Origin of the sequence: Thalassospira profundimaris (genome assembly GCF_003326675.1) — a bacterium.
GTDB classification, from domain to species: domain Bacteria; phylum Pseudomonadota; class Alphaproteobacteria; order Rhodospirillales; family Thalassospiraceae; genus Thalassospira; species Thalassospira aquimaris.
The window spans coordinates 123,113-143,789 of sequence record NZ_JPWF01000004.1 but is presented as its reverse complement, the minus strand read 5'-3'; the positions used below and the strand labels follow the sequence as shown (position 1 = coordinate 143,789).

Genomic DNA, 20,677 nt, shown 5'->3' with positions numbered 1-20,677 from the left:
TCACTTAATCCAGAAGGTTGGGCAACCAGACAGAGATTGCCGGTATGCAGGTCACTGCGAGCAGCGACAAAAACAGCGGTAAAAGGAAGGGCAAAGCGCCCCGAATAACCCGGTGCAGCGGCATCTTGGCGATGATGCTGACCATATAAAGGCTCATACCAACCGGCGGGGTCAGAAGACCGATCATCAGGTTGAGAACGAACACAATGCCAAGCTGAAGCGGATCAACACCGGCCGCCGTCATGGCAGGGGTAATGATCGGTGCGATGATCAGGATGGCAGCAATTGATTCCAGGAACATGCCAACGACCAGCAACAAGACATTGACAATCAACAGCAGAACCAGCGGATCGCTTGACAGGCCAAGCAGGAACTCACTTGCCGTTGCCGGCAGGCGGTCCATGGTCAGAACCCATGCAAACAGCGCAGCCGTTGCCACGATGAACAGGACATTGCCCGTTGCATCGACACTGTCACGTGCGGCAACCAGAACCCGTTTCAGGTCAAGCTGGCGATAGATGAACTTGCCGATCAAAAGCGCATAGGCAACTGTCACACCGGCAACTTCGGTCGGACCGAAAAAGCCCGAAATCAGACCGCCGATCAAAAGAACCGGGGCGGCAAGGGCCGGCAGCGAAATGACGAACTTGCGCGCAAAGGCAGCCATGTTGAATTTGACTTCATCGCGCGGCAATTTGTAGATGCGTGCCATGACCGCGACCTGTGCCATCAACAGGATGGTGATCAGGATGGCGGGAATGATCCCTGCAATCAGAAGCTTGACCGCCGAAACGTTCGATACCGATGCGAAAATGATCAACGGAATGCTGGGCGGGAAGATCGGGCCGATGGTCGCAGCCGCCATGGTGATGCCCGAGGCAAATTCGGACGAATAGCCCTGTTTGCGCATCATTTTGATCTGAACCGCACCCAGTGCACCGATATCGGCAAGGGCCGCACCCGACACGCCCGAGAAAATCAGACTGACCAGAACACTGACCTGTGCGGTGCCGCCACGGATCCAGCCGACCAGCATACGCACCAGTTCAAACAGGTGATTGGTCACACCCGACAGGCTCAGCAGGTTGGCCGCAAAGATAAACAGCGGCACAGCCAGAAGCGGTGTTGAATCAAGGGCATTGACCGTACGCTGGGCCAGAACCGTCATCGGCAGATTGAACAGGATCATAACCACGGCCGAAGACAGGCCAAGACAGACGGCAATCGGCACCCGGATGATCATGAGTGCAAGGAACAGGATAAGAAGGGTTGCACTCATCATTTGCGGGAATCCCCAGATGGTTTTGCGTCCGATACCTGGTCGGCCATTTCTTCGGCGATGGCATCGGCAATCGGGTTGCCGCCTTCTTCGAATTCGTAATCAGGGGACGGTTCGGTGCGCGTGATCAAACGGTACAGGGCTGCAATCAGCAAAAGGGCGATGGCAACCACAACCGGCGCATAAACCGCATAGTTCGGCATGCTCAGCGACGGGGTGGTGAACTTGCCCGCACGCACCAGAAATTTATAAAGCGAAAACAGGAAGATGCAGCCAAACAGGCTGATCAGAAGGTAATTGGAAAATCGCAGGATCGCCTTGCCAGCCGGACGCAGCGCGCTATAGAGCAGATCAATCGCGATATGACGGTTATGGAGCATCAAGGCCGGAGCGGCAAAGAAGACCAGCGCGATATTGGAGATGCGCGACAATTCATCGGCCCAGGGCAAGCCCAGATCAAACATGTTGCGCAAGATCACCTGACCAACCACCAGCACCGCCATCAAAGCCAGCATCAGCATGGACAATGCGGTCATAACGCGGCAGATGCGGTCCAGTCCCCGGTAGATCGGGGAATTCCTGTACGGCATAACGATACCTGAATAAATACGGGATAAAAGGGGCGGGCGGCATCCCCGAACGCAAGGTTCCCCGATGCCGCCCTGATCGTCTTATTTTACAGCAGCGATTTCTTCGAAATACTTGCCGTATTTTTCGTCAAAGCGCTCGTGGACGAGTTTCTCGACGCCTGCGCGGAAGGCCGCAACATCAAGACCGTCATCCGGACCAATGATGGTCATGCCGGCATCTTTGAGCTTCTGAAGATCGCCTGCCTCTTTATCGAGGATCATCTGGGATGCTTTCTGACGAACGGTTTCAGCCGCCTTGTTGATGGCGTCCTGAATTTCCGGCGAGAAGCTCTGCCACAGGTCTTCGTTGATCACGACGATTTCAGCCGCCGAGATATGACCAGTCAGCATCATGTGCGACTGAACGTCATAAAGTTTGTGGTCAACAGCAACGTTAACCGGGTTTTCCTGGCCCTGAACGATGCCGGTTGCAAGGGCGGTCGGAACTTCCGACCAGTCAACCGGAACCGGGGCCGCACCCAGACCTTCGACCGCGGTCAGGTAAACCGGGGACGGAATGGCGCGGATTTTAACACCGGCAAGATCAGCCGGCGTTTTAACGGCCATGTTGGCGGTCAACTGACGGGTGCCGAAATAGAATGCGTACAGAACGCGCATGCCGGTATTTTCGATCAGGCCTTCATTAAGCTGGGACATGACCGGGGAATTGATGTCGACCACTTTCATCAGGTGATCGTAATCGCGATACAGATACGGGGTATCAAGAACACCGAAATCTTCGTAAAGCGAGCTTAGCGCGCCAGCGGTATTGTGCGAAAGCGCGATGGAACCCATCGAAACGCCTTCGGCCAGTTCCTGGATTTTGCCAAGCTGGGATGACGGATAAACGTCAATCTTGACCGCGCCATTGGTGTTTTTGGCGACTTCTTCGGCCAGCCAGTCAGCCTGCATGCCAACAACACTGGTCGGGGAGTTCATATGGCCGTAGCTCAGTTCATATTCCTGCGCCTGAACAGCATTTGCCATGACAGCAAACGATGCGGCAGCAGCAAGGGTGGTCGCGAGGTGGCGAATCTTTTTTTGAATGACCATAGGTATCCTCCCATGATGGTCTATGATTGCTTTGACGTACAGGACGTACCTTTGCGTGATATATCCTGATCTTACCTGTTTTCCGGTCGGGATTGTTATATCTTTTCCCTTGAATAGTCCCAGAATACGTGAAACATTTCGCCTCATCAAACATCATAAAATGATGCGTTTTGATGTTTTTGAGGGGTTACATGCCAAAGACGACCGGACCAATCATCAAGGATATTGCCGACCTTTCCGGTGTTTCACCGGCAACGGTTGACCGTGTTTTGAACAAACGTCCGGGGGTCCGCGAACGTACTGCAAAGCGCGTCTTGCAAGCTGCCAGTGAACTTGGATATCTGCCTGAAACCGATATGCAGGACGTGTTCCGGCCCAAACCGATGCGGGTTGTGTTCCTGTTGCCGTCGGGCACCAATCCGTATTTGCAATTGCTGGGCGACCGTATCAAAACCGCGGCCGAGGCAACGACGGGCTATAACATCCGGGCGCGCTGTTTTTTCATCGATAGTTTCAATCCGCAACTTCTGTCCGAGGCGCTCCGTCAGCACGGCGAAAAGGCCGATGGCATTGCCTTTATGGCGATCGATCATCCGCTGGTCCGCGAAACCGTGTCCGAGCTTCAGGCGGCGGGAAAACACATGATCACGGTGGTGTCCGACATTTCCGGTGTGCCCCATGCCGCCTATGTCGGGCTTGACAACCGGGCGGTCGGGCGCACGGCGGGATATCTTCTGGGCCGGTTCAAAGGCCAGAGTCGCGGTCGGGTGGCAATGATTGCCGCAAGCCGCACCTATCGCGCCCATGAAGAGCGCGAAATGGGCTTTTTAAGCCTGATGGAAGAAGAATTTCCCGAACTGCGCGTGGTTGCCGCCCGCGAAGGACATGATGATCGCAGCGAAAACTATCTGCATACCAAATCGCTGCTTGAAGAATATCCCGATCTGGTCGGCATTTATAACGTTGGCGGGGCATCCGACGGGGTTGCGCGCGCGCTGCGTGAAAGCGGCCGGGCGCGTGATATTATCTTTATCGGTCATGGCCTTACCCCCGATACACGTCGTTTCCTGCTTGAAGACATCATGGATGTCGTCATCACCCAAAGCCCGGGCGTGATCGCGCATAATGTGCTGCGCATCTTTGAAAACCTGCGCGCCGGTGGCCAGGTCGACAAGGACCTTGCCAAACTGACCATGGAAGTGGTGGTAAAGGAAAACCTGCCATAACTCGGTATGGGGCGTGGGTAAGCCAGTCCCTTCATAACGGGGCTCTGTGCCGGACCAGCCTGTCAGGACATCACAGCTTTCATGCCCGGATCATTGAACGGTCAGGCGGCACAGGATGGTGTTGCTTTGTTCAAGATCCGGTCCCCAGATCAGCCGTGCATTTCCATCCCATCTTATCCTGTCGTAACCGTCCTTGGGACGCACGGCGCGCTCGGAATATTCAACTGCTTGCGGCCAGGAAGACGCATCAAAACCGGCCTGATCCCAGCCCGCCGGTTCGGGCGTGCTTGTGAAACCGCAGGGACCAACACCCGCAACCGGATTGCGTTCGCGGGCACAGGATTTATCAAGCGGGGCGGTGTGAATGACCCGGCATTGCCAATCCGCATTGCTTGCCGCGACGGTCTTGCCTGCACCATCCCTGATCTGGACAATCACGCCGCCATCACCCATTTGCTGACGCCGGGTACCGATATATTCCAACCCGGTATCGTCCTGTTTGAAATCCTTGGCGACCAGACCGATCACAAAGGGGCGTTCAGTCTCGAACGCGAAGCTTTCGGCATTAAAGGATCGCTCGGTCGTGATGGGAACACTGTCCTTTGCGACCTGAACGCCATTAATGCGCATTTCAAACCAGTTATCCGCCCAGACATCGGCCCGGAATGTTTCGGCCGCAAGCGGACTCGCCGAAAAGCACAGAAAAGCAACGGTAGTGACAAGGCGTTTCATCGCGGAAATCCCGATCCTTTGGAATGCATTACATAATCTAGCATACAAATCCGTCGTTCGTGAAAATGCTGGCGGGGGTAAGGCGGATTGCGTGAAGCCGCGTTCGCGCAAGCGGCGGGTCGTGTTGGTCATTGGGGTATCGGTTTGTTTTCAATGGTTTGTTGCTAATTTAAATGCAGGATTTGCACGAGAACCGGGATTGCTCATTTTGTGGTATAGGAAATTAATCCTTTACAATGAGAACAAAAAGGGATTATAGCTTGCAAATCAACACCGGAACTGCATCCAGAAATAGGGGCTGTCCCATCCGATAGCGGATGACGGGCGGGTCTTTGAAAGTGCAACGGGTCTCAACCGTTGCCGGAATTGGGCGGCATGGCCGTCTTTGGGGAAATCACAAACCAGCATGATCGCAACGTTGCGCACTGATGTGCGTGCGAAGGGGCTGTCTTGGCCTTTTGGCAGGGTGAAATGATGGTTGGTGCTGTGTTCCCGCGGGATTGCATGGTCGGCGTTGCGATGAGAATCCAACAAGCAGGAGGGCGACGTGACCGAACAACGACTTTTTCCCAAACCCCTGTCAGAGCGTGAAATTACGCCCTTTGCCAGTGCCCGGCAGGCGTGGTTCTGGTTCGTGCGCTGTCAGACCGCGCGGATTGAAGGGGCGCGTGTGGTGGCTGATGCCGGCGAGGTTGTCCGCCCGTGCGATCCCGATGATGTCTATAACGCGGTGATGCGTTTGAAACAGGCCGGAACACTGAATGACCGGCATTTGCGCGTTCTTGAATATTTCGGGCTGGTGGAACGCGAACCCGATCCGCGTGATCCGCGTGAAAAGGGCAAGGATGGCCTGTGGCAGCAGGCGATGGATGCACTTGAAAATGTGCTGATTACACGCGGCATCGTGACGCGCCGCCGCGATGAGGATTTCCATCATGACGAGGTGATGGTGGAGCTTTGCGGGGATTTGTCGCCATGCGGGATCTGATTTTTGAAAATGTTGCCAGTCATGCGGGTTTTGGTCCGGTAGCAGATACCGTGCCGGAAACAGCGCCATGCGCGCAAAACGCCCTTGATCAATGGGTAAGTCAGTCAACATCAAAGCGTGAAGTATCGGTTCTGGTGGTGTTTGCCGATGCCCCGGAAAAGCGGTCCTTGCGGTGGCTTAAACCCGGGTTTCGCCATTGCTTTGTCCTGGTGTCGGGGCTTCGTGCCGGGGAATGGATTTGCCTTGATCCGCAAAGCCATCGGGTGAAATGCGAAAGCTGGGTCTATTCGCCGATCTTTGATCCGGCGGCCTATTATCGCGGGATCGGGCATCATTGCGTTTGGGCCCACTACCCGCAAATGGTGACGCGCAGGGCTCGGTTCGGGCCGATGAGCTGTGTCGAGCTGGTCAAGCGGCTGCTGGGCATTTCCGGGTTCTGGATCATCACACCCTGGCAGCTTTATCGGCATCTTTGCTGTGCGGATTCGACGGACCAGTTTGGTGCCGCCGAAGGACGTCACGTTTATTTTTCTGAAAAATGTTCTTGATTTGTTCTTTTTGTTCTGCTATTAAAGACAAATCAACGCGATAATTGCGCCCGCAGGACTTCTGGTCCTGCGGGTTTTTTCGTTTGGGCGTTTGGCACCCGATATCGGGGCCGGACGTTTGAAGCCGGATTTTCGGGGGAAGTCGATGGGAAGTTTGTTTTCAACGCCAAAGCCGATCCTTGCCAGCAATCCGGGGGCGCAGGCCGCGACCGCAAGCACGGGTGATGAGGATACGGAGATCGGTGCCGCCTTGGCCGCAAGCGATGCCCGCGCCGAGGCACTCGAACGCAGGCGTTATGGTCGGGCCAGCCTGATCGCGACAAGCTATCGCGGGCTTTTAAATGACCGGATCAGTGGCCTTGGCGGCGGTAAAAACCTGTTGGGGGAATAGGGATGGCAAAGGCAGTGAAACAAACGCCCGCCACGGCAGATCAGCGTGATGGCAAGGCGGGCGATATGGCAATCGGTACCTTGCGCGCGCGGTTTCAAAAGGCGGTCAGCAGACGGCGCAACTGGTTATCCCATTGGCAGGAATGTTATGAATTTGCCCTGCCGCAACGCAATGGCGCGGCCGAGCAGACAAATGGTGGCAAGCGCCTTGACCGGGTGTTTGATGCAACCGCGCCCGATGCGGTCGAACAACTTGCCGCAAGTTTGATGGCCGAAATCACCCCGCCGGCCGGCGGGTGGTTTGATCTTGAACCGGGCGGCAATGTTCCGGGCGATGATCGCCAGGTTCTGACCGGGCAATTGGGGCGGGCGGTGCGTATTCTTCAGGGGCATTTTGACCGATCAAACTTTGCCGTCGAAATGCATCAGGCTTTTCTTGATCTGGTGACGGCCGGAACGGCGTGTCTGCGCCTTGAAAAGGCCGATCTGCAAAGCCCGTCGGCCTTTCGGTTTGCCGCTGTTCCCTTGCGTGATCTGGCCTTTGAAGAACGGTCCGATGGCAAGATGGATGCGGTGTTTCGCAAACTGTCGCTGACCCGCGATGAAATCAGGGCAAACTGGCCCGATGTCGGGAATGTTCCCGAACGTGAGGTCGCGCAGGATGGCGAAAATAGCCAAAAACGTTTTGCGGTGGTCGAGGCGGTTATTCCGGTCGCAAACGGGCAACGCGGCTATGACATTTGCGTTTTTCACGAGGATGGCAGCACATCACAAGGCGATCTGATCTATCGCGGGAAGTTTGATGTGTCCCCCTATATCGCCTTTCGCTGGATGAAGGCACCGGGCGAGATTTATGGCAGATCGCCGGTGATGAAGGCGCTTCCTGATATCAAGACCGCCAACAAGGTGGTGGAGTTGGTGCTTAAAAATGCCTCCATCGCGGTGACCGGCATCTGGCAGGCCGATGATGACGGGGTACTGAACCCGGCCACCATTCGGTTGATCCCGGGCAGCATCATCCCCAAGGCGGTGGGGTCTGCGGGGCTTAAGCCGCTTGATGCGCCGGGCCGGTTTGATGTGTCCGATCTTGTGTTGTCAGACCTGCGCGATCGTATTCGCCGTTGTCTTTTGGCGGATCGGTTGGGGCAGGTGGATCAACCGGGCATGACCGCGACCGAGGTGCTTGAACGAGCCTCGGAAAATGCGCGGCTTTTGGGGGCGACCTATGGCCGGTTACAGGCGGAACTGCTTTATCCGTTGATCCGCCGGGCGCTGTATATCCTGACCCAAACCGGCGAACTTCCCGACATTCCGATTGATGGCGATGTGGTGGTTCTGCGCCATTCAGCCCCCTTAGCGCAATTGCCAAGGCGCGTGCAGGCGGGCCAGGCCCTTGACTGGTTATCACGGATCGCAACCCTTGGCCCGGATGCGCTGGGCGAGGTGGACTTGCCCCTCATGGTGCGCTGGCTGGCCGATCAGTTTGGCGTGCCCGACCATCTTTTGAAGCCGGCCCTGCCAGCAATTGTCGCGGAGGAACTGGTATGAGCATCACCCATGGCTGGGACTGGTTCGATCCGCAAGACGGGCAGGCGCCAGATACCCGTAAAGATCATTGGCAGGCCTGCTTTGCAAGCCATGCCGGGCAGATGGTGCTGGGTGATCTTGAACGCCATTTCCTGCAAACCGCCCTTGGCCCGGATGCGGGATCGAATGCGATCTGGATGCGTGAAGGACAGCGGGCCTTGGTCCTGCATATCAAACGACTTGCGACGTTAAAACCTGAAGCGGAGCCGGAAAATGACTGAAGCAATCAAGGATATTGAAGGGCTGGAGCCGGATGCTGTGTCGGAAGTTCCCGAAGCCGCGCAGGGTCAGGAAGATGCTCCGGGGGCAGAACAGGTTTCGGTCAAGGCCGGGTTCTTGACGACGGATGGGGATGCACCCGCCGATATGCCCGATATGCCCGATACGCCCGATATCCCGGCCCGTGCCGAGGATTACGATATCTCGGTCAATGATGCGTTGGGGGCGGTGGACCCGGATTTGAACCGGCGTTTGCATGATGCCGGGTTCAGCAATGCACAGGCGCAACTTGTCTATGATCTGGCCGGTGAAATCCTGGAACCGATGATGGCCGATCTTAATCAGGCGGCACAACGTGCATCGGACCGGGCGACGCTTGTGAACGAGTTTGGCGGTGCGCGGAACTGGAAAGAACTGGCACCGAGGATTGAAAAATGGGGTCGTGCCAACCTTCCCGAAGCTGCCTTTGACATAATGTGCCAGACCGCAGACGGGGTCAGGACATTGCATCGTTTGATGGCAGGTGGTGACGAAGCCCGATTGGCCGGGGGCGATGGTGGTTCGGGACCGGAAAATGTGCGATCCGATATCCGGCGCAAGATGAATGATCCGCGCTATTGGCGGGACCGTGACCCGGACATCATTGCCGAGGTACAGGCAGATTTTGCCCGTTTATCGCGGCAATAATCGCAGTTCTTGCATTACATTTTTTGCGTGTAATGCATGGTCCGGTGGCAATCATTGGATGGTCCGAAACTTGCATTGTTTTTTGGAACGAAAAACAATCTTGGAGGATGCGATGATCGGGGCTCTCAACTCGGCCGTGGGCAGCATATTTTCTGCATCACGCACACAACCGGCACAAGGGGCGGCGGTTTCACCGGAACTGACCGCGCAGGTGCAAACTGTTGCGGATAAATCCGCCCTTCAGACCGTGCGGGTCTCGGCCGGCGGGTTTGGCATGACCGATGCGCCAACAAAGGCCGCATTGCTTCGCGCACAAGAAGCATCACAGGCGGCCAGCGGGGATGATGCATCGGGCGCAAATGGACGGGCAGGCATTCCATTTGCCAATGCGCCAGGTCTGGAAGAATATTATTCCAACGATTACAGCCCGTCACAGAGCGGTGATTTGAAGAATATGGCACCGCTTCGGATGCCCAATGCCGAGGATATCAGTGCCCTTGGCAGTTTTGTTTCGGACAAGTTTACGCAGTTTCTGGCGCAAAATGGCATCCCCGAGGCGCCGGATACAATCCGTTTTGATGATCATGGCCAGATGGTGTTGCCGTCCGGTTATCCCTATGGCGATGAATTGAAACAGGCCCTTGCGGATAATCCGGGGATGGAGCGCGCCTTGCGCGATCTCAACGGTATGTCGAGCCAGTTTGCCGAAATCCAGAAACTGAAACCCTATCTGGACGAAGTCGCACAGGCTCAGACACAGGCAGAGTCAGACGCGATTGTCGCCAAATATATGCATCTGTTTGATCAGAACCGGGCCGCGTCGCAGATTGCCCTGACATTCTCGAAAAGCGGGGAGGTCGCGGTGACCGCCGATGGCAAGCCGCTTGATCTGGGGCAAGACAGCCTGATCGCATAAAATATCGGGGGCTATCCCCGGGTGCCGTGAAACATAAAACGCGACCGATGCCGTGAAGGGTGTCGGTCGCGTTTGTTTTTGGCGGGAATTGGAGTGGATCGGAATTAGATCAGCAGTCAGGCAAAGGACCCTTATTGACCAAACATCATTGATGCGCGGTCAATGACAGACTTCACGTAATCGGGGATCGGTGTCAGGGGCAGAACGAAATAGGCCGCCACACCAAGCCCGATCATCGTGAATAAAAGCAGGGCTGTCTTTCGCAAGGCTGTCACTCCTACCTGGAATAAAGCACGGGCAAAGCCCGTCGGGTGCAACAGGCCGGGGGCAAAACCGGCTCGTATCCCGAAGTGGGACCACAGACTTTAATCACCCAACCATGACCGGAAGATGACCAGTTTGCGGGCAATTGTGGCAATGCTGCGATTGGTCGCGGAGGGTGTCTTGTCATGCCATTTGAACCAAGGGGGCGACTGACTATGAGCGATACCATCGATCAAAGTTTCATTGATCATTTTCAGGCCGACGTGCATCAGGCCTATCAGCGTATGGGGTCCAAACTGCGCAATACGGTGCGGGTCAAAAACGCGGTCAAGGGGGCGACCACCGTATTCCAGAAAGTAGGCAAGGGCACGGCAACCACCAAGGCCCGCCACGGCAAAGTGCCGGTCATGAATGTTGATCACGAAGCGGTGCGCTGTGATCTGCGTGATTACTATGCCGGGGACTGGGTTGATGCGCTTGATGAACTTAAAATCAACCATGATGAAAAGATGGTTCTGGCCAATGCCGGGGCCTATGCACTGGGCCGAAAAACCGACGAGCTGATCATCAATGCGCTGGTGCAGACCGATGATGTTGTTCCGGTCAATGCCGAGGGCATGACCCTTGAAAAGGTGATGATGGCGTTTGAAGGACTTGGCGAACGTGATGTCCCCGATGACGGACAGCGTTACGGCATTGTCGGCTGGAAACAGTGGGCGGAACTGCTTCAGATTCCGGAATTTTCCAATGCCGATTACATCGGTGACGATGATCTTCCCTGGAAGGGAACGCAGGCCAAGCGTTGGCTTGGCACCCTTTGGATGCCCCATTCCGGCCTTCCGGTGGCAAGCGGTATCCGATCCTGCTTCTGGTATCACCGCACGGCCATTGGTCATGCCATCGGCTCGGAAGTGCAGTCCGACATTACCTGGCATGGTGATCACGCGGCGCATTTCGTCAATAACTCGATGAGCCAGGGTGCCACCCTGATTGATGGCGATGGTGTGACTTGCTTGCAGGCGCAGGAATAGGTCGTCAGGTGCGTTAGCAACCTTAACTTTTCCTAACATTGAAAATCACAGGAGCCCCTGAATGGCAGAAGGTTTCAAAGCCAGAAACCTCAGTGTTCTGGCCTATGCCAACGGTTTTACGCTTTGGCATTACATCACCCCGGATGTCGCAGCCGATGTTGATACATCGGGCTATTTTGCCGATGCACGCGACATGCTGCGCGTCGGTGATTTCATCATCGCCAATACCAACCGCGACGCCACCATGTCCGGTGGCCTGTTCGTGGTCGCAAGTTCCGGCGCGGCGGGCGTTGACGTGCGGGACATGACAGCGATTGGCACGTCCAATACCGACTGATCGAGTTTCTTCTTCCTGCTCCCTCAACCTCGACCCCGGTGGCAATGCTGCCGGGGTTTTCTTTTCCTCGTGCTACAGGATTTCAGATGAGTTCGAAAACAACAGTTTGCGCAGAAATTGATATTCAGCAGTTAGCCAATTTTTTGGTGCCGATTGCATCTATCCATGCCTTCGCTTCGCAAATAGTCCCAAGTGGTTATTTGGTTTGCGATGGTTCGGAAGTTTCACGGATTGAATACAGCGACTTGTTCGCTGCTATTGGCACTGTCTGGGGAACCGGCGATGGTACGTCTACCTTCAACTTGCCAGATCTTCGTGGCGAGTTCGTTCGTGGTCTTGATCTTGAGCGTGGTGTAGATGCTGGCCGTGTCCTTGGGACCTCACAAGGTGATGAATTCTCAGCGCATGACCACAAAAACGGAATTGCGGAAGATGCCTTGAACCTTTTTGTTTACGGCGGTTCCACTGAAGATCTACCGGGTGCAGCAACCAGTACAACTGACGCCGAAGGCCACGCCATTGCATATCAAGGTCTGACGTCCAGCGAGGGTGGTTCCGAGACACGACCACGTAACATTGCCGTTGTGTTCGCCATCAAAGCTTCTCATCTGGCAGGCTGATCGAGAAACAAGAAACTACGTTTGTCATTGTCAGAATCTACCCCGATCCAGATCTTTGGTCGGGGTTTTTCTTTTCCCAACCAAGGAGACTGCCCATGCAGGGTAATAGCCCGGTCGAATGTGAAATCCTCAACGTCATTCAGGGTGCAGGCATCTGGCCAGATTGCGATGACAAAACCCAGTTGCTTCAGGCGATCAATACTCTGATTTCCGGTGGCGGTAATGGCGGTGGTAACACCGTTATCATCGGCAGCGAAATCGGGTCGGTTTCGGTCTTCGCGATGCCGACGGCGCCGGAAGGCTGGCTGGTATGCGATGGTTCGGCCATCTCGCGTACCGAATATGCCGATCTGTTTGCCACTATCGGCACAGTTTGGGGTGCAGGCGACGAAGTTTCGACCTTTAACCTTCCTGATCTGCGCGGTGAATTCATCCGTGGCTTTGACGATGGTCGCGGTGTGGATTCTGGTCGTGTGTTTGGTTCGGTGCAGACCGATGAGATAAAGAGCCATTTCCACGGATTTGTGAACCAGCTAGCAGCCCAAGACGAGGGAAATGATGGCTATATTGTCGCTGGCGACGAACCGATTGATCAGTCGATTGCCAATTCAGTGACAGACAACTACGGCGGCACCGAAACCCGTCCGCGCAACGTTGCGATGACCTATGCCATCAAGGCATTTTATCCGTCGCTCGGTGCTGCTGCGTAACTGTTATCTTTGACGATTTCTTCCCCCGGCAGGCGGTGCTTTCCGGGGTTTTTGTTTGCTGATGGAGAATGCGAATGCAGTGTGTAAATCCGGTTGAAAGTGAAGTTCTCAATGTTGTTCTGGCTGCGGATATTGTGCCGGATCGCATGGACGATACGCAGCTTTTGCAAGCGCTTCAGGCGTTGTTTGGTGGTGGCGGTGCGTCGGGCAGTGATGTTCCGGTCGCAACGGTTCTGCCGTTTGCCGGGGCGGTCGCACCGGAAGGGTTTCTGATCTGTGACGGGGCAGAGCTTTTGGCGAGCGAATTTGCCGATCTGTTCACCGCTATCGGGACCATCTATGGCGTGGGCGAAGCGCCGGGCAGCTTCAAACTGCCGGACCTGCGTGGTCGCAGCCCGATTGGTGCAGGCCAGGGGGCTGGTCTGAGTGATCGTGTGATTGGTATTGCCGATGGTTCCGAAACCCATCAGTTGACCGTTGAAGAAATGCCTGCTCATGCCGGGCACATCGATGCGGCGGTTGGCCAATCTGGTAACAATGCCGGTTCATCATCGAGCCAGAACGGCATTGTTGAAGGCGGTGATCAGCCGCATAACAACATGCAGCCGTTCCTGGTGATGAATTACATCATCAAGGCCTGAATGCTGGTGTGATCTGATGGACGGGGCCCGGTTTTCCGGGTCTCGTTTCAGTTCGCGGTTTCGGCTTTTTGCGCGCGATATTTGGTCAGTTCGACAATCGCGCGGCTGCGTTCTTCGAACGAGACATAGGGTTCGATGGTTTCGCGCCATTCGCGGGCGTCGGGATGGCCGCCATCTTCGGCGATGGCAAGGTAAAGCCATGCGCGTTCGAGGTCCTCGGGGGCATGTTCGCCGTAATAATGCATGCGGCCCATCGCGGCATAGCCATCAATACTGCCCAGTTCGACGGCCCTTTGATACCAGGGAACCGCCGCGGCAGGATCTTCGGGGCCGCCAATGCCATATTCAAGGAAGTTGCCGTAATAATAGGGGGCATCGGGATCGCCGTTTTGGGCGGCAAGCCCCATCCAGTGACGGGCAAGTACCGGATCGGCTTTGATGTCACCACCCCCGGATTGATAGATCGCGGCAAGGTTATATTGCGCCCCGGCATTTCCGCCGACGGCGGCCTTTTCATACCATTCAACCGCCTTTGGCAGGCTGACCTCAACGCCCGTGCCATGCAAATAGCAATCGGCGATATTGGTCATTGCAACAACTTCGCCAAGTTCGGCGGCGCGCCGGAAATGATAGGCGGCTTCGGTAAGGTCTTGGGGGACGCCAAGGCCGTTATGATAAATCACACCTAACAAGTTGATTGCCCCGGCATGGCCCAGATCGGCGGCCTTGCGCGCAAAGGTCAGGGCATCTTCGTAACTTTGATCGCGGTCGGTTCCGTAAAAGGCATCATGGGCCGCACCATAGATTTCTTCGACCTCCGAGGTCGTGTTGGTAGCCGTTGCCGTTGCTGTTTCGAGGGCCGGGGTTGGTGCGGATTGTGGTGCGGTTACCGTGCTGTTCCCGCTGGTGTCAGCCGGGTTTGTATGGCTGGCGTCAGCCTGCTCGATTGGCGACTGGAAATACAGATTGCCATTTTCATCGCGCATCTTGTCGGTGAAGGGGCACGGTTTTGACGCGGGATAAAGGGTCAGGATCGGGTCGTCTTTCAGGCGATCAATCGCCTTTTGATAGCCTTGCCGGGCGGCGCAATTATACCAGATTTCAGCCAGGTTCATGTTGCCCGGATCAAACAGGGACGGCTCGAAATGTTCGCCCAGTTTGAATTGCGCATCGGGATAGCCATCCGACGCGGCGTCCCAAATGTCTGCATGTTCTTTGACGATCCGATCGGTGTCAGGTGTTGCAGGCGGCGCCAGGGGATCGGGTTTCGGATCGTCGGCGGTGTAACCGGCACCGGTATATTCGCATTCGCCGGTTTCGCTGATATCGAAATTGAACGGCACATTTTGCATATGCTCGATGGCAATTTCGTCGCCCTGAAGGGCCGCGCATTCAAACCAGCGGACGATTTTTTCGGCCTCGTATTCGTCGATCTCGTCGTCATCCTCGGCGTAGTAATAGGACAACATGATCGCATAAAGGCGCTGTGACATGGCATCGCCGGCATAGGCATCGCGCCGCAGGGCATCAAGCGTTTCATCGGCCTGCGCAACGGCCACCGGCAAAGCGGCCGCAATCAATACAGCCGAAATCATCGCTGCAATCGGGGATCTGGACATGCGTGCTCCAACAAGGGCGGCCATTCTTGCGGGCCGTTGGCTTTGATCACCTTTGGTGACCGGTTGATCGGATTTTGACAATAAATCAACCGGAACGGCAACTGAAATTAAGCGGATATAAAAGGGGAAATGACATGGCACTCAGTGACATAGCGCTTTGTGCGCGCGCCATGGTGATGATCGGTGCCAGTCCGGTTTCATCCTTTGATGAAGACAGTGCCGAGGCCGAAATTGCCAAATTGCTGTATCCGACAATCCGCGACGGGATGCTGGCAAGCTATCCTTGGCGGTTTGCGGCGCGCGGGGTCTGGCTTGCGCGGCTATCTTTGGCCGATGACGAACGCGATCCGAAGGATGGCGCAGCCCTTTTTGCCCTGCCACGCGATTTCATCCGGTTGCTGTCACTTGAAAATGATGGCGGCAAAATCAGCCGGTTTGAACTGCGCGACCGGGCGGTAATGTGTTCGGCGGAAACGGCATATCTGGGATATGTCGCCCGCCTGCCCGAGGGCAGCTTTCCGCCCTGGTTTGATCTTGCCCTGATTGCGCGGCTGGCGGCCGAGTTCTGTTTGCCGCTGACCGAAAGCAGCACGCGCGCCGAATATCTGTTCAAGCGATCCGAAGACCAGTTTCGCCAGGCCCGCCTTGCCGATGCCCAGCAATCCACCCCGCATGCGATTGATGATTTTTCGCTGATATCGGCCAGACATTAAGCCAGCATTGCCCCAACATTGACCCTATATTGATCGGAGGTTCCCATGGCCCGCAGGGTTCTTGAGAAAAATACCTTTTCGACCGGGGAGCTGGCACCGGAATTGTGGGGCCGGTCGGATTTGAATGCCTATGCCAACGGGGCGGCCCGGCTGCGCAATGTGTTTATCGAACCGTCCGGCGGGGTGCGGCGCCGTCCCGGCACGCGCCTGATTGGTGAACTGGGCGGGCCGGTACGTTTGGTTCAGTTCGAGTTCAATACCGAACAGACATACCTGATCGCTTTTGGCGATAAAAAGGCCGAGCTGTTTGAAGACGGGGTCAATACGCTTGGATTTGAAACCCCGTTCGGGGTCGAACATCATGATCTTTTGAACTGGACGCAAAGTGCCGATACGCTTCTTGTCGTGCATCCCGACATCCCGCCGGTGCGTATTACCCGATCGGCAAATGGTGAATGGCAGGTGACATCGTGGGGGTGGCGTTCAACCAACCTTGATACCGGGCAGCCATTCTATAAATTCATCGATCCGGCCGGCACCCTGACACCATCGGGCACCAGCGGCACGATTACGGTCACGGCAAGTCATGATCTGTTTGTGGACGGACATGTCGGAACGCTGTGGCGGATTGCCGGGGTCGAGGGCGCAGTCATTGCTGTATCAGGTCCGCAAACTGCGACCATGACGCTTAAAGGCAGCCTGCCCAACGTCAATGCCACGGTTGATTTCGCTGAGCAGGCCTTTTCAGACGTGCGGGGCTGGCCGCGCAGCGTGACATTCCATCAGGACCGCATGGTGATCGGCGGATCGCGTGATTTGCCCAACCGGCTTTGGATGTCGCATTCGGGTGATCTGTTTAATTTTGAACTGGGCGAGGGGCTTGATGACGAGGCGATTGAATTCGCGCTTCTGGCCGATCAGGTCAATGCGATTACCGGGATTTTCGCCGGTCGCCATCTTCAGGTTTTTACCAGCGGATCGGAATGGATGGTGACGGGTGATCCATTAACACCGGCCAATATCCAGGTCACGCGCCAGACAAGGATCGGCAGTCAAAGTCATCGCACCGTGCCGCTGGTCAATATTGACGGGGCGACGATCTTTGCCGGGCGCAGTGGCCGCGAAATCCGCGAATTCCTGTTTACCGATGTCGAGCAGGCCTATGGTTCGGCCGATCTGGCATTGCTGTCGCGCCATCTGGTGGATCGGCCAATTGATCAGGCCTTTGATGCCAATCGTCGATTGTTGCATGTGGTGATGGGGGATGGATCGCTTGCCACACTGACATTGTATCGGTCCGAGGCGATTACCGCCTGGTCGGCACAGAATATTGCGGGATGTGCGGTCACATCGGTCGCGGTATCGGGCGGGGATGTCTATGTCAGTTTACGGCGGGATGAAACCTATTACCTTGCCGTTTTTGACGAGGAATGCGGGTTTGATCTGCAAGTCAGCCAATCGATTGGCGCGGGCGAAGAACCCCGCCGTTATTGGGGCAGACTTGATGCATTGGATGATCTGACGGTCAATGGATGGGGCGATGGTATTCTGATCCCGGATTTGCCGGTTGCAGGCGGGACGGTGACCGTGCCCGGTGACGTCGGGCCGGTATCGGAACTGGCTGTTGGTTTGCCCTTTGGGCATGAAATCTTTGCCCTGCCGCCTGCTGCATCGGATGGCAGTCGCCCGCACGGGGGCAACGCAGTGCGATTAATATCGTTAACATTGCGTCTGGCCCAAAGCGGGCAGTTGCGCGTCGATACCGGGCGCGGGATGCGTGATGTTGCCCTTCCGGTTTCGGGCGATGACCCGGATGGACTTTATAGCGGTGATGTGACGCTTCGAAGTCTTGGCTGGCGGCGGGGCAGCGGGGGGACAATCAAGGACGGGCTATGGCGGATTGCCGGGGATTTTCCCCGGCCTTTTTTATTGCTGGGATGTGCATCGGAAATGGGGGTGAATGACTGATGGGTGGATTTACATCAATCGTGCCGATGGCGTTATCGGTCATGCAGACCGGACAGAAAATTCAGGCAAATCAGGCCAGTGCGCAAAGCCGGATTGATCTGCTTGATGCCAATCGCAAGGCCGATCTGGCCGATATCGAGGCACGGCAAAAACAACAGGATGCCGACCGCGAAGAGGCACTTCGTCGAAGACAGGCAACTTTGCGCGCACGCCAAGGGGCAGCGGGTCTGATGGCGGGCGGGGCCGGTTCGGCCAGTGCGGTTCTGGCGGGCTATGAGAAATCCGCGCGCGAGGAACAGGCGGCAGACGCGCGCGAGGCGCTGCGCAAGCGTAATCAGATCAACGCCAATGCCAGTTGGCGCGAAAAGTCGCTTTTGCGGGGGGTGCAGGATGACACGACCGCACGGCTAAGTGCCTGGTTTGCGCGACGTGACGGTTTGGGGGGATAGAAATATGGGAACCGTTTTTACCAATCAGATCAGTGCATCACGCGCCTTTGTCGGTGATGGCGCACGTGATCAGTTTGCCTTTGATTTTGCGGTGTTTGATCCGGGCGATATCCGGGTCTTGCACGACGGGGAGGAGATTGAAACCGGATTTCACATCGCGCTGGGCCAGACGGACGAGGGCGCAGGCGGTGTCGTCACATTCGAAATTCCGCCAGCACCGGGTGTTAGCGTGATGATCACGCGATCCTTGCGGTTACGGCGACTGAGTTCCTATGACGCGATGTCTGTGCCGCGCGGTGATGCAATTGATCGTGATCTTGATTTTGTGACGGCAGCCATTGGCGATATCGACCGGGCGTTTGCGGGCACCTTGCGCCTTGATGAAGGTGACCGCGATCAGGCATCGGCAAAGCTTCCGGTGATTGCGGCCGGTCGCACGCTGATCTGGAATGATGTGGGGGATGGTCTTGCCAACGGGCCAAGCGGGGCGGAAATTGCCAAGGCCGAAACCAACGCCACCCTTGCCCAATCCGCAGCCAACCGGGCCGAAGCCGCCGATACGCGATCGCAAAATGCCCTGCAATCCTTTGTCAAAGCCGATGCCGGGCCGATGCTTGATCTGGATTTTCGCAGTGGCAATGCGCTTTTGTGGGAGGATGAACGCCGCCGTCCGGTGATGGATGTGCCCGTAAACCGGATCATGGATATCCGTGAAACGGGATCGCTTGTGCGCCTGTCAAGCGGGGCAAGATTGACGCTGCCCGCGGCGTCGGTTGCGCGTAATGGTGTGTGCTATCGGGTGTTTAATGGCGATGGTACGATGGTCGATATTGCGACGGCCAGTGGCGATGTCATTCATCCGGTCAATGGCGGGGCGGAAAGCGGGGTTTATCCCCTGCCGATCCGGGGCGATATGGTCGATATTGTTTGCGATGGCACGCATGGCGGACGGTGGTTTGCCTGTCCGGTGCGCGAAAGCGGCCCGATCATCAAATTGCTGCGCACAGCACCCCAAAGTATCCCGGCTGGCGGGGCCTTCCTGATTGAATGGGATCAGGTGGTCGAGGACAGCCACGGTCTTTATGACGGGGCCGAATACGGGGTGACGGGTTTGGCACCGGGATATTATCACATTGATATCGGGGTCAGTTTTCCGGTGACCTATGAGGCGGTGATGACCACGCTTTATGTCGAACGGTTCAATGGCACGGCCTGGGCCACCCATTTGCAATCCAATGATATTACCGCGACCGGGAACGGTGCCAATCATACCTTGCGGCTTAATGGTGTGGCCCGGATTGGAGCGACGCCCGCAACCGGATTGCGGGTCCGGGTGCTGCATAGTGATGATGTTACCCGCAATATCGGGGCCAGTGATCTTTTGACCTGGTGGCATCTGCACCGGATTGGTGGTTAGGACGCGACCGCACATATCCGGTGAACAGCATCGCGCAGCAGGGATTTGGCATCGCGTGTTGCAAGGCGCCCGTCGCTCATGAATGCGCCGTCAAACAAAAGGGATATTTGCATCGCTGTTCCGTCGGGGTCCTTGATGGGCATGGTGCTGCAAATATCGGTGAGACGGCGATGCATTTCCGCCTTGTGGCGGCGTGCGACAAGGCGGGCGGGATGTTCGGGATCGGCAAATTCGGCGGCAATATTGATTTGCGGACAGCCGCGATAGGTGTCACGCGATACGCGCTGGGCGATCCAGTCACATAGTGCATCAAGCTGGCTTATGCCGGGTTCGCAGTCGCCAGTGATTTCATTCCATTGAGACCAGAATTCATCATCTTCCTTATCGAGAAAAGCTTCGATCAGGACGTCCTTGGTCGGGAAATGACGATAGATCGTGGTTTTGGCGACGCCGGATTTTTCAACAATCAGCTCCATGCCGACGGCACGGGCACCTTGGGCATAAAACAGCTCCGAGGCGGTTTGCAGGGCGCGACCATATCCAGAATTCTTGCGCATCTGACCTTTTCCATGTGCCGGGTTGGCGGGATTTGTGCCCGCCCGTTCGATCCGTTGTCAAAAACAATAATTGACAACGCTACCGATCGGTGTCAAT

24 protein-coding genes are annotated in these 20,677 nt (G+C 56.2%); 17 read left to right on the top strand and 7 right to left on the bottom strand.

Features of this window, described 5'->3' with window-relative positions; all coding sequences use genetic code 11:
• Positions 1-4: 4 nt before the first annotated feature.
• The 3 genes from TH19_RS07270 to TH19_RS07260 form a co-directional block, all read right to left on the bottom strand.
• Positions 5-1,282 carry a TRAP transporter large permease gene (locus TH19_RS07270; RefSeq protein WP_220151699.1) on the bottom strand — a complete coding sequence of 426 codons (1,278 nt, stop codon included), beginning with the start codon at positions 1,280-1,282 and terminating at the stop codon, positions 5-7.
• Entirely contained in the window at positions 1,279-1,815 is a 537-nt protein-coding gene (locus tag TH19_RS07265) for a TRAP transporter small permease (RefSeq protein ID WP_220151698.1), read from the bottom strand. Before TH19_RS07265 ends, TH19_RS07270 begins: the two co-directional genes overlap by 4 nt.
• 135 nt (positions 1,816-1,950) lie before the next feature.
• Complete coding sequence (locus TH19_RS07260) at positions 1,951-2,961, bottom strand: TRAP transporter substrate-binding protein (RefSeq protein ID WP_114101682.1); 1,011 nt, start codon at positions 2,959-2,961, stop codon at positions 1,951-1,953.
• A 191-nt stretch (positions 2,962-3,152) separates the two neighbouring features.
• Here TH19_RS07260 and TH19_RS07255 point away from each other — a divergent pair, with 191 nt between their 5' ends.
• Positions 3,153-4,187 carry a LacI family DNA-binding transcriptional regulator gene (locus TH19_RS07255; protein ID WP_181846345.1) on the top strand — a complete coding sequence of 345 codons (1,035 nt, stop codon included), beginning with the start codon at positions 3,153-3,155 and terminating at the stop codon, positions 4,185-4,187.
• 90 nt (positions 4,188-4,277) lie between these two features.
• On the opposite strand, the gene TH19_RS07250 is transcribed toward TH19_RS07255, so the two are convergent.
• Entirely contained in the window at positions 4,278-4,919 is a 642-nt protein-coding gene (locus TH19_RS07250) for a PEBP family protein (RefSeq protein ID WP_114101680.1), read from the bottom strand.
• Between the two features lie 547 nt (positions 4,920-5,466).
• Here TH19_RS07250 and TH19_RS07245 point away from each other — a divergent pair.
• From TH19_RS07245 to TH19_RS07215, 7 genes are all read left to right on the top strand, one after another.
• Positions 5,467-5,907 carry a hypothetical protein gene (locus TH19_RS07245; RefSeq protein WP_114101679.1) on the top strand — a complete coding sequence of 147 codons (441 nt, stop codon included), beginning with the start codon at positions 5,467-5,469 and terminating at the stop codon, positions 5,905-5,907.
• The gene (locus tag TH19_RS07240; protein WP_114101678.1) at positions 5,895-6,455 is read left to right on the top strand and encodes a hypothetical protein; all 561 of its coding nucleotides are present in this window, start codon (positions 5,895-5,897) and stop codon (positions 6,453-6,455) included. Before TH19_RS07245 ends, TH19_RS07240 begins: the two co-directional genes overlap by 13 nt.
• Before the next feature lie 145 nt (positions 6,456-6,600).
• Positions 6,601-6,846, top strand: coding sequence for a hypothetical protein (locus TH19_RS07235; RefSeq protein WP_114101862.1), 246 nt, complete (start codon positions 6,601-6,603; stop codon positions 6,844-6,846).
• A 2-nt stretch (positions 6,847-6,848) separates the two neighbouring features.
• Positions 6,849-8,393: a portal protein gene (locus tag TH19_RS07230; RefSeq protein ID WP_114101677.1), complete on the top strand. Its 1,545-nt coding sequence runs from the start codon at positions 6,849-6,851 to the stop codon at positions 8,391-8,393.
• Positions 8,390-8,653 carry a Bbp19 family protein gene (locus TH19_RS07225; protein ID WP_114101676.1) on the top strand — a complete coding sequence of 88 codons (264 nt, stop codon included), beginning with the start codon at positions 8,390-8,392 and terminating at the stop codon, positions 8,651-8,653. The genes TH19_RS07230 and TH19_RS07225 overlap by 4 nt, the downstream gene beginning before the upstream one ends.
• Entirely contained in the window at positions 8,646-9,338 is a 693-nt protein-coding gene (locus TH19_RS07220; RefSeq protein WP_114101675.1) for a capsid assembly protein, read from the top strand. Before TH19_RS07225 ends, TH19_RS07220 begins: the two co-directional genes overlap by 8 nt.
• Before the next feature lie 112 nt (positions 9,339-9,450).
• Complete coding sequence (locus TH19_RS07215) at positions 9,451-10,254, top strand: hypothetical protein (RefSeq protein ID WP_114101674.1); 804 nt, start codon at positions 9,451-9,453, stop codon at positions 10,252-10,254.
• A 131-nt stretch (positions 10,255-10,385) separates the two neighbouring features.
• On the opposite strand, the gene TH19_RS23020 is transcribed toward TH19_RS07215, so the two are convergent.
• A complete protein-coding gene (locus TH19_RS23020) occupies positions 10,386-10,520 on the bottom strand; it encodes a hypothetical protein (RefSeq protein WP_258547856.1) in 135 nt (44 codons plus the stop codon).
• Positions 10,521-10,733: 213 nt separating this feature from the next.
• Between TH19_RS23020 and TH19_RS07210 the strand changes: the two genes are divergently transcribed.
• The 5 genes from TH19_RS07210 (at position 10,734) to TH19_RS07190 (ending at position 13,857) form a co-directional block, all read left to right on the top strand.
• Positions 10,734-11,549, top strand: coding sequence for a phage capsid protein (locus tag TH19_RS07210; protein WP_114101673.1), 816 nt, complete (start codon positions 10,734-10,736; stop codon positions 11,547-11,549).
• Positions 11,550-11,610: 61 nt separating this feature from the next.
• Entirely contained in the window at positions 11,611-11,886 is a 276-nt protein-coding gene (locus TH19_RS07205) for a hypothetical protein (RefSeq protein ID WP_114101672.1), read from the top strand.
• 86 nt (positions 11,887-11,972) lie between these two features.
• Complete coding sequence (locus TH19_RS07200) at positions 11,973-12,506, top strand: phage tail protein (protein WP_258547855.1); 534 nt, start codon at positions 11,973-11,975, stop codon at positions 12,504-12,506.
• A gap of 95 nt (positions 12,507-12,601) precedes the next feature.
• Positions 12,602-13,216: a tail fiber protein gene (locus TH19_RS07195; protein WP_114101670.1), complete on the top strand. Its 615-nt coding sequence runs from the start codon at positions 12,602-12,604 to the stop codon at positions 13,214-13,216.
• Between the two features lie 74 nt (positions 13,217-13,290).
• Positions 13,291-13,857: a phage tail protein gene (locus TH19_RS07190; protein ID WP_220151697.1), complete on the top strand. Its 567-nt coding sequence runs from the start codon at positions 13,291-13,293 to the stop codon at positions 13,855-13,857.
• Positions 13,858-13,904: 47 nt separating this feature from the next.
• Here TH19_RS07190 and TH19_RS07185 read toward each other — a convergent pair whose 3' ends face one another.
• Positions 13,905-15,476, bottom strand: a complete 1,572-nt coding sequence (locus tag TH19_RS07185; protein ID WP_181846344.1) for a tetratricopeptide repeat protein — start codon at positions 15,474-15,476, stop codon at positions 13,905-13,907.
• Between the two features lie 134 nt (positions 15,477-15,610).
• On the opposite strand from TH19_RS07185, the gene TH19_RS07180 reads away from it, so the two are divergent.
• The 4 genes from TH19_RS07180 to TH19_RS07165 are packed head-to-tail and all read left to right on the top strand — an operon-like array spanning position 15,611 to position 20,023.
• Positions 15,611-16,189, top strand: coding sequence for a phage connector family protein (locus TH19_RS07180; protein ID WP_114101668.1), 579 nt, complete (start codon positions 15,611-15,613; stop codon positions 16,187-16,189).
• A gap of 45 nt (positions 16,190-16,234) precedes the next feature.
• Complete coding sequence (locus TH19_RS07175; RefSeq protein WP_114101667.1) at positions 16,235-18,157, top strand: phage tail protein; 1,923 nt, start codon at positions 16,235-16,237, stop codon at positions 18,155-18,157.
• The gene (locus TH19_RS07170) at positions 18,157-18,606 is read left to right on the top strand and encodes a hypothetical protein (protein ID WP_114101666.1); all 450 of its coding nucleotides are present in this window, start codon (positions 18,157-18,159) and stop codon (positions 18,604-18,606) included. Before TH19_RS07175 ends, TH19_RS07170 begins: the two co-directional genes overlap by 1 nt.
• A gap of 4 nt (positions 18,607-18,610) precedes the next feature.
• Positions 18,611-20,023, top strand: coding sequence for a hypothetical protein (locus tag TH19_RS07165; RefSeq protein WP_114101665.1), 1,413 nt, complete (start codon positions 18,611-18,613; stop codon positions 20,021-20,023).
• Here the strand turns inward: TH19_RS07165 and TH19_RS07160 are convergent.
• The gene (locus tag TH19_RS07160) at positions 20,020-20,580 is read right to left on the bottom strand and encodes a TetR/AcrR family transcriptional regulator (RefSeq protein WP_114101664.1); all 561 of its coding nucleotides are present in this window, start codon (positions 20,578-20,580) and stop codon (positions 20,020-20,022) included. The two genes, TH19_RS07165 and TH19_RS07160, sit on opposite strands and share 4 nt — an antisense overlap.
• Positions 20,581-20,677 lie beyond the last annotated feature (97 nt).